Origin of the sequence: Pseudomonas sp. UYEF17, from assembly GCF_040546125.1 — a bacterium.
GTDB lineage: Bacteria > Pseudomonadota > Gammaproteobacteria > Pseudomonadales > Pseudomonadaceae > Aquipseudomonas > Aquipseudomonas putida_Z.
Genome location: NZ_JBEPNE010000003.1, coordinates 271,481 through 284,537, shown reverse-complemented (window position 1 = coordinate 284,537; position 13,057 = coordinate 271,481). Strand labels below are relative to the sequence as shown.

11 protein-coding genes are annotated in these 13,057 nt (G+C 64.7%); 5 read left to right on the top strand and 6 right to left on the bottom strand.

Annotation, left to right across the window (positions count from 1 at the left end; genetic code table 11):
* Positions 1-43: 43 nt before the first annotated feature.
* Complete coding sequence (locus tag ABIB24_RS06645) at positions 44-772, bottom strand: phosphatase PAP2 family protein (RefSeq protein ID WP_085592104.1); 729 nt, start codon at positions 770-772, stop codon at positions 44-46.
* Between the two features lie 183 nt (positions 773-955).
* Here ABIB24_RS06645 and colR point away from each other — a divergent pair, with 183 nt between their 5' ends.
* From colR to ABIB24_RS06620, 5 genes are all read left to right on the top strand, one after another.
* Positions 956-1,639 carry a two-component system response regulator ColR gene (gene colR, locus ABIB24_RS06640; protein ID WP_003255215.1) on the top strand — a complete coding sequence of 228 codons (684 nt, stop codon included), beginning with the start codon at positions 956-958 and terminating at the stop codon, positions 1,637-1,639.
* A complete protein-coding gene (locus ABIB24_RS06635; protein ID WP_025340528.1) occupies positions 1,629-2,939 on the top strand; it encodes a sensor histidine kinase in 1,311 nt (436 codons plus the stop codon). The genes colR and ABIB24_RS06635 overlap by 11 nt, the downstream gene beginning before the upstream one ends.
* Before the next feature lie 107 nt (positions 2,940-3,046).
* On the top strand, positions 3,047-3,730 hold the full coding sequence (locus ABIB24_RS06630) for a class I SAM-dependent methyltransferase (RefSeq protein WP_025340527.1): 684 nt from the start codon (positions 3,047-3,049) through the stop codon (positions 3,728-3,730).
* A gap of 6 nt (positions 3,731-3,736) precedes the next feature.
* Positions 3,737-4,438 (top strand): lipopolysaccharide kinase InaA family protein, encoded by a 702-nt coding sequence (locus tag ABIB24_RS06625; protein ID WP_025340526.1) that lies wholly within the window; start codon positions 3,737-3,739, stop codon positions 4,436-4,438.
* The gene (locus ABIB24_RS06620; RefSeq protein WP_085592097.1) at positions 4,435-4,668 is read left to right on the top strand and encodes a hypothetical protein; all 234 of its coding nucleotides are present in this window, start codon (positions 4,435-4,437) and stop codon (positions 4,666-4,668) included. Before ABIB24_RS06625 ends, ABIB24_RS06620 begins: the two co-directional genes overlap by 4 nt.
* A 169-nt stretch (positions 4,669-4,837) precedes the next feature.
* Here ABIB24_RS06620 and ABIB24_RS06615 read toward each other — a convergent pair whose 3' ends face one another.
* The 5 genes from ABIB24_RS06615 to ABIB24_RS06595 all read right to left on the bottom strand — a co-directional run bounded on the left by ABIB24_RS06615 (position 4,838) and on the right by ABIB24_RS06595 (position 12,889).
* The gene (locus ABIB24_RS06615; protein ID WP_354316244.1) at positions 4,838-7,882 is read right to left on the bottom strand and encodes a multidrug efflux RND transporter permease subunit; all 3,045 of its coding nucleotides are present in this window, start codon (positions 7,880-7,882) and stop codon (positions 4,838-4,840) included.
* 12 nt (positions 7,883-7,894) lie between these two features.
* On the bottom strand, positions 7,895-9,043 hold the full coding sequence (locus ABIB24_RS06610) for an efflux RND transporter periplasmic adaptor subunit (RefSeq protein WP_075046245.1): 1,149 nt from the start codon (positions 9,041-9,043) through the stop codon (positions 7,895-7,897).
* A gap of 233 nt (positions 9,044-9,276) precedes the next feature.
* A complete protein-coding gene (locus tag ABIB24_RS06605) occupies positions 9,277-10,374 on the bottom strand; it encodes a DUF1513 domain-containing protein (protein WP_274078296.1) in 1,098 nt (365 codons plus the stop codon).
* Between the two features lie 2 nt (positions 10,375-10,376).
* Positions 10,377-11,441: an imelysin family protein gene (locus tag ABIB24_RS06600; RefSeq protein ID WP_025340522.1), complete on the bottom strand. Its 1,065-nt coding sequence runs from the start codon at positions 11,439-11,441 to the stop codon at positions 10,377-10,379.
* A gap of 20 nt (positions 11,442-11,461) precedes the next feature.
* Positions 11,462-12,889: a di-heme oxidoreductase family protein gene (locus ABIB24_RS06595; protein ID WP_025340521.1), complete on the bottom strand. Its 1,428-nt coding sequence runs from the start codon at positions 12,887-12,889 to the stop codon at positions 11,462-11,464.
* Positions 12,890-13,057 lie beyond the last annotated feature (168 nt).

Below are 13,057 nucleotides of genomic sequence, written 5' to 3'. Positions count from 1 at the left end.
GAGCAGCCTTGTGCTGCGAAAGGGCCGCAAAGCGGCCCCTGGGTCAGGCGACGCTACGCTCGGCAGCAGGCACCTCAGCCATTCCCCGACGATACAGAACCAGGTAATACGACCCCAAGCCGATCAACCAGCAGAACACCGCCGTCCACACGTTGTGCGAAAGGAAGTGCGCCCCTTGCATCATCCGCCCCAGCGAAAGCACAGACCCGGCCACTAAGGCCACCGCCAACGCCACCCGCGCCAGCCTCGGCTTGCGATCACGCAACATGAAGAACAGCCCGAACAGGCAGAACCCGGTGGCGGCATGCCCGCCCGGCCAGCACAGCCCGGGCTTGTCGGTCGCCGGCCGCGGCTCCAGCAGCTTGCTGTAGGTTTCCTTGCCGCCAAACTGGGTCAGGCTCCACGGGCATTGCACCTGAGTCACTTTCTTCAGCGGTGTGACAAACGCCGTGGACAGGCCCAGTGCCAGTACCAGGCAGCCCAGCTCACGGCGCCAGCCGAACAGGCGCTTCCAGAAGAAGCTGGCAGCAAAGGTCACCAGCGACATCACGCCCAGCAGGATCACCCCCTGTTTGACCCGGTCATGCAGGATGTTCTCCAGCAAATAGCTGTGGCGGCCGATGAATTGCCCGGCAGCAGGGTCGAAGAACAGGTTGGCAATGTCCATGTCGACCGAGGTCAGTTCCAGCAGGATCAGGCCAAGCGCGGTCGCCAGGGGTAGCCCAAGGTACAGCCAGAAATTGATCGGGCGAGGGCGGGTTGGTTGCTGCATGACGGCTCCAGGGCGCGAAAAAGATCGGGCATTGTCGGCCGCCCGCTATCCTGTGTCCGTGAAGGATCAGTGAAAAAACCGTCAAGTGCGCTGAATTTTCCCTGGGGCTGGCACCCTGCAGGCATAGGCCTTAAGCTGCGCCTGCCGCGCACCACAGCGAGAAGCGCCGCACAGGAGAAACCGATGCGCATTCTTTTGGTTGAAGACAACCGCGATATCCTGGCCAACCTGGCCGATTACCTGGGCATGAAGGGCTACACCGTCGACTGCGCCCAGGATGGCCTGTCCGGCCTGCACCTGGCTGCCACCGAGCACTACGACCTGATCGTGCTCGACATCATGTTGCCGGGCATCGACGGCTACACCCTGTGCAAGCGCCTGCGCGAAGACGCCCGCCGCGATACGCCGGTGATCATGCTCACCGCCCGCGACCAACTGGACGATCGCCTGCAAGGCTTCCGCTCCGGTGCCGACGATTACCTGCTCAAGCCCTTCGCCCTGTCGGAGCTGGCCGCTCGCATAGAGGCGGTGCTGCGCCGGGCCCAAGGTGGCGGGCGCCGCACCTTGCAGGTGGCTGACCTCAGCTATGACCTCGACACCCTCGAAGTCACCCGCCAGGGCCGCTTGCTCAAGCTCAACCCGGTCGGCCTCAAGCTGCTGGCGGTGCTGATGCAGAAGAGCCCGCACGTATTGCGTCGCGAAGTGCTGGAAGAAGCCCTGTGGGGCGATGACTGCCCTGACAGCGACAGCCTGCGCAGCCACGTGCACCAGCTGCGCCAGGTGATCGACAAGCCGTTTGAAAAACCGCTGCTGCATACCGTCCATGGCGTCGGCTATCGCCTCGCCGAGGGCCGTGATGGAGTTTAAGCAAAGCCTTGCCCAGCGCATCATCATCGCCTTTGCCCTGATGAGCGCGCTGGTGGCCGGGGCCTTCGCCTTCGGCATCGTCGGCACCGTGCACCTGGTCGAAGAGCGGCTGATTTCCTCGGTGCTGGGCGGTGACCTGCAACGCCTGCTGCGCATGGACAGCGTCAGCGACTGGAGCCACCGGCCACGTCCCGACCAGCTGTTCTACTTCAGCGGCGGGCGTGACGACTTCGAGCTGCCCAAGGACCTGCGCCACCTCGACCGCGGCTTCCACGAGGTATTCCGCGATCAGCTGTCGTACCACGCCATGGTCGAGATCGTCGATGGCCGCCGCTATGTGCTGCTGCAGGACCAGAGCGACTTCGAGGAGCGCGAGCGCGTGCTGTTCGCGGTGGTGGTGGTGGGCTTCCTGCTCAGCCTGGTGCTGGCGGTCATCCTCGGCTGGCTGGTGGCGCGCCGAGTGATGGCGCCGGTGATCCGCCTGGCGCGCCAGGTACGCCACCGTGACCAGTTGCTGGGCCTGGCCCCGCCGCTGGCGCCGGACTACGCCGCGGACGAAGTCGGCCAGCTGGCGGTAGCCTTCGACGATACCCTGGGCCGCCTGCGCGATGCGCTGACCCGCGAACGGTTGTTCACCAGCGACGTCAGCCATGAACTGCGCACGCCCTTGATGGTGCTGGCCACCTCGTGCGAACTGCTGATGGAAAACCCGACGCTGGACGCTCGCTCGCGCAGCCAGGTGGAGCGTGTGGCGCGGGCCACGGAAGAAATGCGCGAACTGGTCAAGACCTTCCTGATGCTGGCCCGGGCACAGCGCGACGAGGGCGCCGTGGCTTCGCGGGCCACCCTGCGGGAAGTGGCGGACGAACTGGTCGGGGTCTGGCGCGACACCATCGAACAGAAGGGCCTGGCCCTGTATTTCGATGGTCGCGTCAGTGCCAGCCCGGTGCTGTACAACGCCACCTTCCTGCAGTCGGTGATGGGCAACCTGCTGCGCAATGCCGCGCACTACACCGACAGTGGCTACATCCGCCTGAGCCTGGAAGCCAACGGCTTCAGCGTGGAGGACAGCGGCGTGGGTATCCCGGAGGAGCAGCGCGAGGCGATGTTCCGGCCGTTCGTGCGCGGCGATGAGCGGCGCGGCGAGGGCCTGGGCCTGGGCCTGTCGTTGGTACAGCGGATCTGCGACGACCAGGGCTGGCATGTCACCCTGACCTCGACCTTGCCGCACGGCTGCCGTTTCATGGTGGACCTGAGCAATACCGCGGCCAAGGGCGACCCGGAGGCTTTGGTCGAGTAATCTGTTGTAACAGGTCATGCGGCGCTCAACATATTTTTCACATCAGCATGACCTGATTCCTACGCTTGCTTACCTAATGTGGGCGGAATGGAGTCAGGAGATGCCCAATGCGTAGCCCCATCAAGCTTGAATTTTCCGAGAAGTACGACAAAGAACATGCGCGCGAGTACTTTCTCAAGCACCAGGATGGCCTGGCGCGACGCCTTTCCCACAAGCGTGATGAGCAACTGGCGCGTCGCGCCTTGGCATTGGCTGGTGAGCCTGGGCTAGTCCTCGACCTGCCATGCGGTGCCGGCCGCTTCTGGCCATTGCTGGCAGAAAAGCCCAACCGGGTGATCATCGGCGCCGACAACTCCGAAGCGATGATTGAGACAGCCTGTACCGCGCAAGCGCCAGAGGTGGTTGCACGGGTACGCCCTTTGCAGACTTCGGCGTTTGCCATCGACTTGCCGGACAACTCGGTGGACAGCATTTTCTGCATGCGCTTGTTCCACCACATTGGCGAAGCGGCGCACAGAAAGACCATTCTGTCGGAATTTCAACGGGTTAGCCGTGATAGTGTGATCCTGTCCTTGTGGGTGGATGGCAACTTCAAGGCCTGGCGCCGGAAAAAGCTGGAACAGCGTCGCAGCGCCAGAAAGGGCGACCAGGACAATTACCAGAACCGTTTTGTGTTACCGGCCGACACGGTCGAAGAAGAATTCCGAGCCGCCGGCTTCAGAATCCAGGAACGCCTCGACTTCCTGCCGTTCTATGCCATGTGGCGGGTCTATGTATTGCGTAAGGGGTAGTGTTTGATGGCTGTAGCCCAGAGAGGGGAGTCGCGGTTCGATTTTTACTGGCGCCAGCAGGGCGAGTGGGTCGAGGAGCCTAACCAGCGCCGTGGTGGCGAGAGTGGTGTGCAACGCCTCGACGATGGCAATGGCAAGCTGCTGTATGCCAAGCGCCAGGTCGGGCATATCTACCGTAGCCTGCTGCACCCTTTCGGCCGGCCGACCGTATTGCGTGAACTCGATGCGTTGAACAGCTTCGAGCAACTGGGCGTGCGTGTACCGCGCATCGTCTTCTGTGGCGCCGAGCGTGGTGCCGACCAGCAGTGGCGTGCGCTGCTGGTTAGCGAAGCACTCGACGGCTTCGTCGAACTCGACACCTGGCATGCCGAAGGTGCCCGCGAGCGTTACCCGCAGGTGGTGCATGAGCGCATGCTCAAGGACCTGGCGGACAACCTGGCGCGCATGCACCTGGGGCACTGGCAGCACGGCTGCCTGTATGGCAAGCACGTGTTCATCAAGGTGATTGGCGAGGGCGAGCAGGCCCGGGTCGAGGTCGCCCTGCTGGACCTGGAAAAATGCCGGCGGCGCATCAGCTGCCAGCGCGCGGCGGGCAATGACCTGCGCCAGCTGCGCCGCCATTCGTCGATCAATGACGCGGAATGGCAAACACTGCTCTACTTTTACCAGATGGCGTTTGGCAGCGCTGTCAAAGGGTTAGGGCAATGAAACTAGAAATAGCTCGAGCTTTGTTCCTGGTAGCTGGCTTGGCGGTGACCACCGCAGCGGTGGCTGCGTGGGAAGAGCCGAGGCCGACAGTGTTCAGCAAGGCCGAGCTGGCCGACCAGTGCGCGTTGCCGCGGGATGTGAAACCGCAGCAACAGGCCGAGGCCGCGCCGGACCAGGACTTGTTGCTGTTCCTGTTCGGCATGCGCCAGGGGTTGCGGCCGTTCGGTTGAACCCGGTGGTAGATGGAAATGCCAGAGGCCTTGCGATTGCGGGGCCTCTGGCATTTTTGCATTTGCCTTGCCGGCCTCTTCGCGGGTAAACCCGCTCCCACAGGTACTGCACCCATTCCGGATCCGGTGCCGTACCTGTGGGAGCGGGTTTACCCGCGAAGAGGCCGGTTCAGGCAACCGATGTCGCTCTGGCCACCTCTTTGTGCGCCAGCAGGGTGTAGATACAAGGCAACACGAACAGGGTAAACAGCGTGCCGATCGACATCCCGGTGGCAATCACCGTACCGATGTCGAAGCGGCTTACCGCCCCCGCCCCGGTCGCCAGGATCAGCGGCACCATGCCGAACACCATCGCCGCCGTGGTCATCAGCACCGGCCGCAGGCGAATCGCCGCGGCTTCCTCGATCGCCTCGCGCACGCTCAGGCCGCGCTCCTCACGCAACTGGTTGGCAAACTCGACAATGAGGATGCCGTGCTTGCTGATCAGCCCGATCAGCGTCACCAGCCCGACCTGGGTGTAGATGTTCATGCTCGATACGCCCAGGAACAGCGGCAGCAGCGCGCCACAGATCGACAACGGTACCGTCACCAGAATCACCAGCGGGTCGCGGAAGCTTTCGAACTGCGCCGCCAGCACCAGGAAGATGATCGCCAACGCCAGGCCGAAGGTCACCCACAGCGCGCTGCCTTCCTGCACGTACTGCCGCGCCACGCCGGCATAGTCGAAGGCGAAGCCTTCCGGAGCCTCTTCGCGGGCGATGCCCTGCACGGTCTGCAGCGCCTCGCCCAGGCTGACCATGGGCACGCCCTGGATGATCGCCGAGTTCAGCTGCTGGAACTGGTTGAGCTGGCGCGGGCGGGCGCGGTCGGTGAGGGTGATGAGGGTGGATAGTGGCAGCAGTTGGCCCTGGTCGTTCTTCACGTAGTAGTTGTTCAGCCAGCCGGGGTTGTCGCGGTACGGCCGCTCGACCTGGGCAATCACCTTGTAGCTGCGGCCTTCGAGGGTGAAGCGGTTGATTTCCGCCTCGCCCAGCAAGGTAGCAAGGGTGCTGCCCAAGGTGTCCATCGACACCCCCATCTGCGCTGCCTTGGCCCGGTCGATATCCACCACCACCTCGGGCTTGTCGAAGGCCAGGTCGATGTCGAGGAAGGCGAACTTGCCGGTATCCTGGGCGCGGGCCTTGATGCGCTGGGCCACATCCAGCAGTGCCGGGTAGTCGCCAGCGCTGTTGATGACGAACTGGAATGGCAGGCCCTCGCCGGTGCCGGGCAGCGACGGCAGGTTGAAGCCGAAGATCTGCAGGCCACTGATTTCCTCGAGCTTGCTCTGCACCAGCGGCAGCAACTCCATCTGCGTGCGTTCGCGCTCGTTCCAGGGCTTGAGCAGGAAGCCACCGATGCCGGTCTGCACGCCATTGAAACCGTTGATCTGGAACGACGAGTAATATTCGGGGAAAGCCTTGAACAGCGGGGTGAATTCGTCGGTATAGGCGTTGAGGTAATCAAGGTTGGCCGGCTGCGGCGAACTGCTCATCATGAAGATCACCCCTTGGTCCTCGTTCGGCGCCAGTTCGTTCTGGGTGAACTTCAGCAGTACCGGAATCAGGCACAGGATGATCACGGCAAACACCAGCACGACAGGCCGGCTGTCGAGGGTGGTGTGCAGCAGGCGCTGGTAGCGCACCTTCAGGCGTTCGAACAGCATGTCCAGGCGGTGGGCCAGGCCGCTGGGGTTCTGTTCCTGGCGCAGCAGCAGGGCGCACATCATCGGTGACAGGGTGAGGGCAACGATGCCGGAGATGATCACCGCACCGGCCAGGGTCAGGGCAAACTCCTTGAACAGCGCGCCGGTGAGCCCGGTAAGGAAGCCGATCGGTGCATACACCGCCGCCAGGGTGATGGTCATCGACACCACCGGCATGGCGATTTCGCGGGCGCCCTCGAGGGCGGCGTCGAACGGCGACTTGCCTTCTTCCATGTGCCGGTGGATGTTCTCCACCACGACAATCGCGTCGTCCACCACCAGCCCGATGGCCAGCACCATGGCCAGCAGGGTCAGCAGGTTGAGCGAGTAGCCCATCATCTGCATGAAGAACAGCACGCCGATCATCGACAGCGGGATGGTCACCACCGGGATCAGCACCGAACGCAGGGCACCGAGGAACAGGAACACCACCACGATGACGATCAGTACCGCTTCGCCGAGGGTCTTGATCACTTCGTCGATGGAGGCCTGGATGAACAGTGTGGCGTCGTAGGCGATCGATACCTTCAGCGCCGAGGGTAGCTGGTTTTCCAGCTCGGGCATGATGCGCCGCACTTCCTTGATGACGTCCAGCGGGTTGGCGGCCGGTGTGGCCTTGATGCCGATGTACACCGATGGGGTGCCGTCGAACGAGCTGACCGTGTCGTAGTTTTCCGCCCCCATCTCGACCCGTGCCACATCGCCCAGCAGCACGCGGCTGTCGCCACTGGTCTTGACCGGCAGGGCGGCGAACGCCTCGGCCGACTTCAGCTCGGTGCTGGCGTTGATGCTGGTGACCACGTATTCACCCTTCACCTCGCCGGCCGCGGAAAGGAAGTTGTAGCGGCGCACGGCATTGGTCACGTCGGTGGCCGACAGGCCATAGCCTGCCAGTTTCACCGGGTCGATCCAGATGCGCATGGCGAACACCTGGTTGCCGAGGATTTCCGCTTCGGCCATGCCCGGCAGGGTCGCCAGCTTGGGCTGGATCACCCGTGACAGATAGTCGGTGATTTGCGGGTTGCTCATCTCCTTGCTGTAGAAACTGATGTACATCAGCGCCGAGGCATCGGCGGCTTCCTTGCTCAGTACCGGGTCTTCCGAGTCCTGGGGCAGCTTGTTGCGCACTTCGTTGGCCTTGGCCAGCAGTTCGGTGAACAACCGGTCGCTGTCGGCGCCGATGCGGGCGTAGATGGAAATGATCGAGAAGTTTTGCCGGCTCACCGAGGTCATGTAGTCGATGCCTTCGGCGCTGGCCAGGCTTTGCTGCAGCGGCTGGGTGATATAGCCCTGGATGGTCTCGGCGTTGGCGCCGGGGTAGGCGGTGGTCACCGTGATCAGGGCGTTTTCCATTTGCGGGTACTGGCGGATCTGCAGCTTGTTCCAGGCCTGGAAGCCCAGCAGCAGGATCAGCAGGCTGACCACGCTGGCCAGCACCGGGCGGCGGATGAACGGGTCGGTGAACGCCATGCCAGCCTCCTGTCAGTCCTTGCCCGGCGCGCCCTGTGCGGGCTTGAGGGCTTTGTCCTGGCCGATGCGGATCGCGGCGCCGGGGGTGAGCTTCAGTTGGCCGGCGGTGACCACCTGTTCCCCGGCCTGCAGGCCCTTGCTGACCACCACCACGCCGTCACGGCGCTCGCCGGTCTGCACCGTGCGCTGCTCGGCGGTGAGCTGCGGCTGGCCCTTGTCGTCGTTTTCCGGCTTGCCGTCCTTGTCCTTTTTCGGCGTGGCGACGTATACCGAGTTGCCATACAGGGTGTAGGTGATGGCGCTTTCCGGCACTACCACTTGTGGCTGCGGGTTGGGTAGCAGGATCAGCAGGCTGGCGAACATGCCCGGCAGCAGCTTGCCGTCCGGGTTGGCCATGGTCGCGCGCACCAGCAGGTTGCGCGTGGTTTCCTCGACCTTGGGGTTGATGGCGCTGAGGCTGGCTGGGAAGGTCTGGCCCGGGTAGGCGGCCACCTGCACCAGCACCTGCTGGCCCAGGCTGAGGTGCGGCAGGGCCTGTTCCGGTACGTTGAAGTCGACGTAGAGGCTGGATGTGTCCTGCAGGGTGGCGATCACCGTGCCGGCGGCGAGGTAGTCGCCGACGTCCACCTGGCGAATGCCGATGGTGCCGCTGAACGGGGCGCTGATGCTCTTCTTGGTCTTCGATGCCTTGAGCTGGTCGACCACCGCCTGGTTGCGCCGGTACTGGGCGGTGAGGCGGTCGAACTCGCCGCGGGAGATGGCCGAGTCGCCGACCAGCTGGCTGCCACGTCCGAAATCTACCTTGGCCAGGCCCAGGTCGGCCTGGGCGGTGCCGAGCAGGGCGGTTTCCTGGTCGTCGTTGAGTTGCAGCAACAGTTGCCCGGCCTTGACCTGCTGGCCCGAGTCGAAATGCAGGGCCTTGACGATACCCTCCACCTCCAGGCTCAGCTCCACGCCCTGTAGCGCCTTGAGGCTGCCGACGGCGGGCAGGCGCTCTTGCCACGGGCGCTGTTCGGCCAAGGCGGCCGCCACGGTGATGGGCGGCTTGGGGGCAGTGAACATCTGGATCTGCTGGTAGATCGAAAAGGCTTTGTAGCCCCCCAGGGCCAGCACGATCAGCAGAACCACGGCCAACATGATGAGCATGCGGCGGCGCAGCATAGGTCCGGTTCCTTGGATGCGGTTGTTATTCGCTTAGACACGACAACGGGCGATCCTGCCCACGTGTGGATGGGGGAAGTATTGACTGTTTTTGGGGGGAAGGGGAGTGGAATGCCTGGGCCGGCCCCTTCGCGGGCACGCCCGCTCCCACAGGAACCGCGCAGTCAGTGGGTTGCGCGGCCCCTGTGGGAGCGGGCGTGCCCGCGAAGAGGCCGGTGAAGGCAGCAGAAAAATCAGACCAGATGCAGGTGGTTGTCCCAGAAACCCGACGGCAGGTTCATCGGTTGCCCGACCAGCTCGGCCTTGCGGCAATCATAGAACCGGCAACGGCCCTGCCCGGAGGTGACGACAAAGCCGTCCTGTACCGCGCCCACCCCCGCGCAATCGGGCATTGGCGCATCCAGCCGCACCGCGCCGCTGTCCAGGTCCCAGACGAACAGGCGGTTGGCCCGTGGCGCGGTCAGCGCCACCAGCCGCAGCTCGCTGTGGATAGCCACGCTGGCGGTGTACTGGGCCATGGCCTGCAACTGCCGCTCCGGCACCGGGAAGGCCTTGAACGGCTCGCCCGGGCGCTTGATCGCCAGCAGCTCTGCGGTTTCATCGGCATCGCCCATGAACTGTTGGCAGGCGGCGATGGTGCCATCGCTGCCTACTGCCAGGTGGCGCACGCTGTTCATCTGCTGGGCCAGGGTTTCCTTGCTCAGCAGGGTACCGTCGCGCTGCATCAGCACCAGGCTCGGTTCCATGGCGTCGAGGTTCATCTCCACCCGGCTTTCGGCTTCGGTGCGGATACCGCCGTTGGCCACGATCAGCGTTTCGCCGTCCGGCAGCCAGGCCACTTCGTGCGGGCCGATGCCGTGGGTCGGAATCTCCCCGGTGTGCACCAGGCGCTCGCCTTCGAAGCGGTACACACCGAGTACGCCACGCCCCGGGTCGGTGGTGTCGTTCTCGGTGGCATACAGCCATTCGCCACCTTTGTGGATGACCGCGTGGCCGTAGAAGTGCCGGTTCGGCTGCGAGGTGACGGTCTGCAGCAGGCGCCCGTCGCGCAGGTCGACCAGGTAGCTTTCGGTGCCGGGACGGCGGGCGACGAACAGGGCGATCGGCAGGTCCGGGTGATGGATGATGGCATGGCAACGTTGGGCGACCTGGGTGCTGAACACCTGGGTGCCGTCCAGGCGGAACCCGACCGCATAGTGCTTGCCGTCGCCGTCGTCACGCGCCGACAGCAGCAGGGGCTCGCTGCCTTTGTTGCGGAACAGGCTCCAGCCGCCCAGGGTGAGGGCGCTGAGCAATACGCTACCGAGTTTGAGGGCCTGGCGTCGCAGCATGATCAGTCACCGTCGTTGGCATTGAAGCCCAGCTGGATGTTCAACGCCTTGGCCAGCTCGCCTTCGTGCAGGCGGTGGACGGCGTTGAGGCTGTCGTAGATCTGGTTCAGGGTTTGCTGGCCGGCGTCGTCGGCCAGCAGCTCGCCCAAGGTCTTCTGGTTGGCGGCCAGCAGTTTGAGCGAGGCAGCGTAGGCGGCGTCGATCTTGTCCGCCAGGGCTTTCTGATCGCTGGACAGCAAGCCGCGCAGGCCTTGGTTGTCGACCCCGACCCAGACCGCTTCGGCGGCCTTGAGGCTGGCCTCCAGGCTCTTGAGCGAGCTGTGGCTGCGCCAGGCTTCGGCCTGCAGTGGCTGCGGGATACCCTTGCTCTGGCGGCCCATCGGCGCACCGAGCTTTTTCTTCAGGCTGTCCAGGGCGGTGACCTGAGCGCGCAGCAGGTCGGCGATGGCCTCGTGGGAGTCGGCGTAGCGCTGGTTGGGGAACTTGGTCATCTGCGAGAGCATGCCGTCGGTGCTGTTCCAGCCCTTGAGGATCTCTTCGGCCAGGGCCTTCTGGTGTTCACCAATGGCCACCAGCAACGGGCAGTAGCGGGCTTTCTGCTCGGCGGTGGCGATGTCCGGCTTGCTATCGAACAGGATGTACTCGTAGGCCGACAGGCCACGTACCACCACGCTGGCCTTGCCCAGGGCCGCGGCATCGACCGGCTGGTCGGCGTTGACCAGTTGCTCGACCTGGCGGCCGACCAGGTTCTTCTTGTCGGGCCAGAACTGTACCTGCCAGGCGCGGTTGCCTTCGGCCAGCGGGCCGACCAGCAGCGGTTGCAGCTCGGCCCAGGCCTTTTGCGCGTTGAGGAAGTCGGCACGGGCCTTGTCCAGGGTTTCCTTGCCTTCGCAGTAGGCCAGGGCGCTGGCGGCCAGCGTGCGGTCGGCTTCGACCCAGCGGCTGTAGGTGGGCAGGATCACCTGCTTGGCGATGGCAGCGGAGGTCACGGCTTGCGGGTCCTGCGGCGAGCAGGCGCCGAGGGCGAGTGCGGCGAGGCTGGTGAACAACAGTTTGGGTCGGAACATGCCCGGCTCCTTTGCGCTTTTTAAAGTGAGTTCAGGAACGCCAGCAACGCGGCACGCTGCTCGGCATTGAAAGTGAGTACGAAATTGCGTGCCGCCTCGGCCTCGCCACCGTGCCAGAGCACGGCTTCGAGCAGGTTGCGGGCGCGGCCGTCGTGCAGGAACTGGCTGTGGCCACTGACCGTTTCGCTCAGGCCGATGCCCCACAGTGGCGGGGTGCGCCAGTCCTGGCCGTTGGCGGCAAATTCGGTGCGCTCGTCGGCCAGGCCCGGGCCCATGTCATGCAGCAGCAGGTCGCTGTAGGGACGGATCAGCTGGTTGGCCAGCTCCGGCTCGGCGGCATTGGCGGCGGTGGTGAACTGCGGTGTATGGCAGCCCTGGCAGCCGGCCTGGTAGAACAGGTTCTTGCCTGCCAGCACCTGCGGCGAGCCCACGTCGCGGCGGGCCGGCACGGCCAGGTTGCGGGTGTAGAAAGTGACCAGGCGCAGGATGTTGTCGCTGACTTCCTTCTCGCCATTGGCACCGTCGCCGTTGGGCGCGGCCAGGCAGTCGGCCTGCGCCGGGGTACAGTCGTCGTTGGGCTGCAGGGTGGTGGTCAGGCCCATGTCGCCGGCAAAGGCGTGCACGTTCTGCTGGTTGACGTTGGGCTGCCCGGCCTTCCAGCCGAAGCGGCCGACCACGGTCTTGCCTTGGGCGTCGTCCCACACCCGGTTGGCCCGGCCGCGGATGCCGTCGCGGTTGCGGTCATCCGGGTCTTCGTTGGCCAGCAGGTCGGCTTCGGGGATGGCTTCGAGCAGGCCCAGGCCGATCATCGGCGGCGCCACCCGCGCCGAAAAGCGCGTGTCGGGGTGCATCACGCCATAGCCGAGTTGGGTGATCTGCAGGGCCGGCTTGCGCAGCTCGACCTGGTGGCCGTCCTCGAACGACACCGTTTCGCTGGTGTAGCTCACCCGCACCTTGCCTTCCGGCGTCACGCCAGGGATGGCCATGTCCTGCAGCTGGGTGCCATAGACCGGCTCCGGCACCACGCCGAGGCGTTCGACCACCTTGGCCAGGTAGGGCTGGTCGGGGATCGACAGGCGTACCAGCATCGATACGGCGTTGCTGTCGCCCGGCTCTGGCGGGTGGCCGCGGCCGTCGCGCACGTGGCAGTTCTGGCAGGCATTGGTGTTGAACAGCGGGCCCAGGCCGTCACGGGCGGTGGTGGTGGACGGGGCGATCACCCAGGGGTTGCGGAAGAAGCTGTTGCCTACGGCGAAGTCCAGGCGCCGCTCGGGCGAGAGGTTGGCCGAGGGCAGGGAATAGGCATTGCGGTCAGTGCGCTGCACGGTGGCTTTGCCGCCCGACAACGCTTCGCCGGGCTCGGCCTGGGTGAAACGCGGGGCGTCGTCACAGGCGGCGAGGGCAAAGGCCAGCAGCAGGGGGGAGAGTCGGGACAGCGACAAGGACATCGAGAATCCTGGGCGTGAGCGAAAAACCGGCGTGCAAGCTTAGCAGGGTGAGGGAGTTTGAATAAGAGCAATTTGCAATTGCTGGATGAAATCGGTGTCAGTTGGCCATGTCGGCAGCATTGGTGCGGGCTCTTGTAGGAGCGGCCTTGTGTCGCGAAGGGCCGCAAA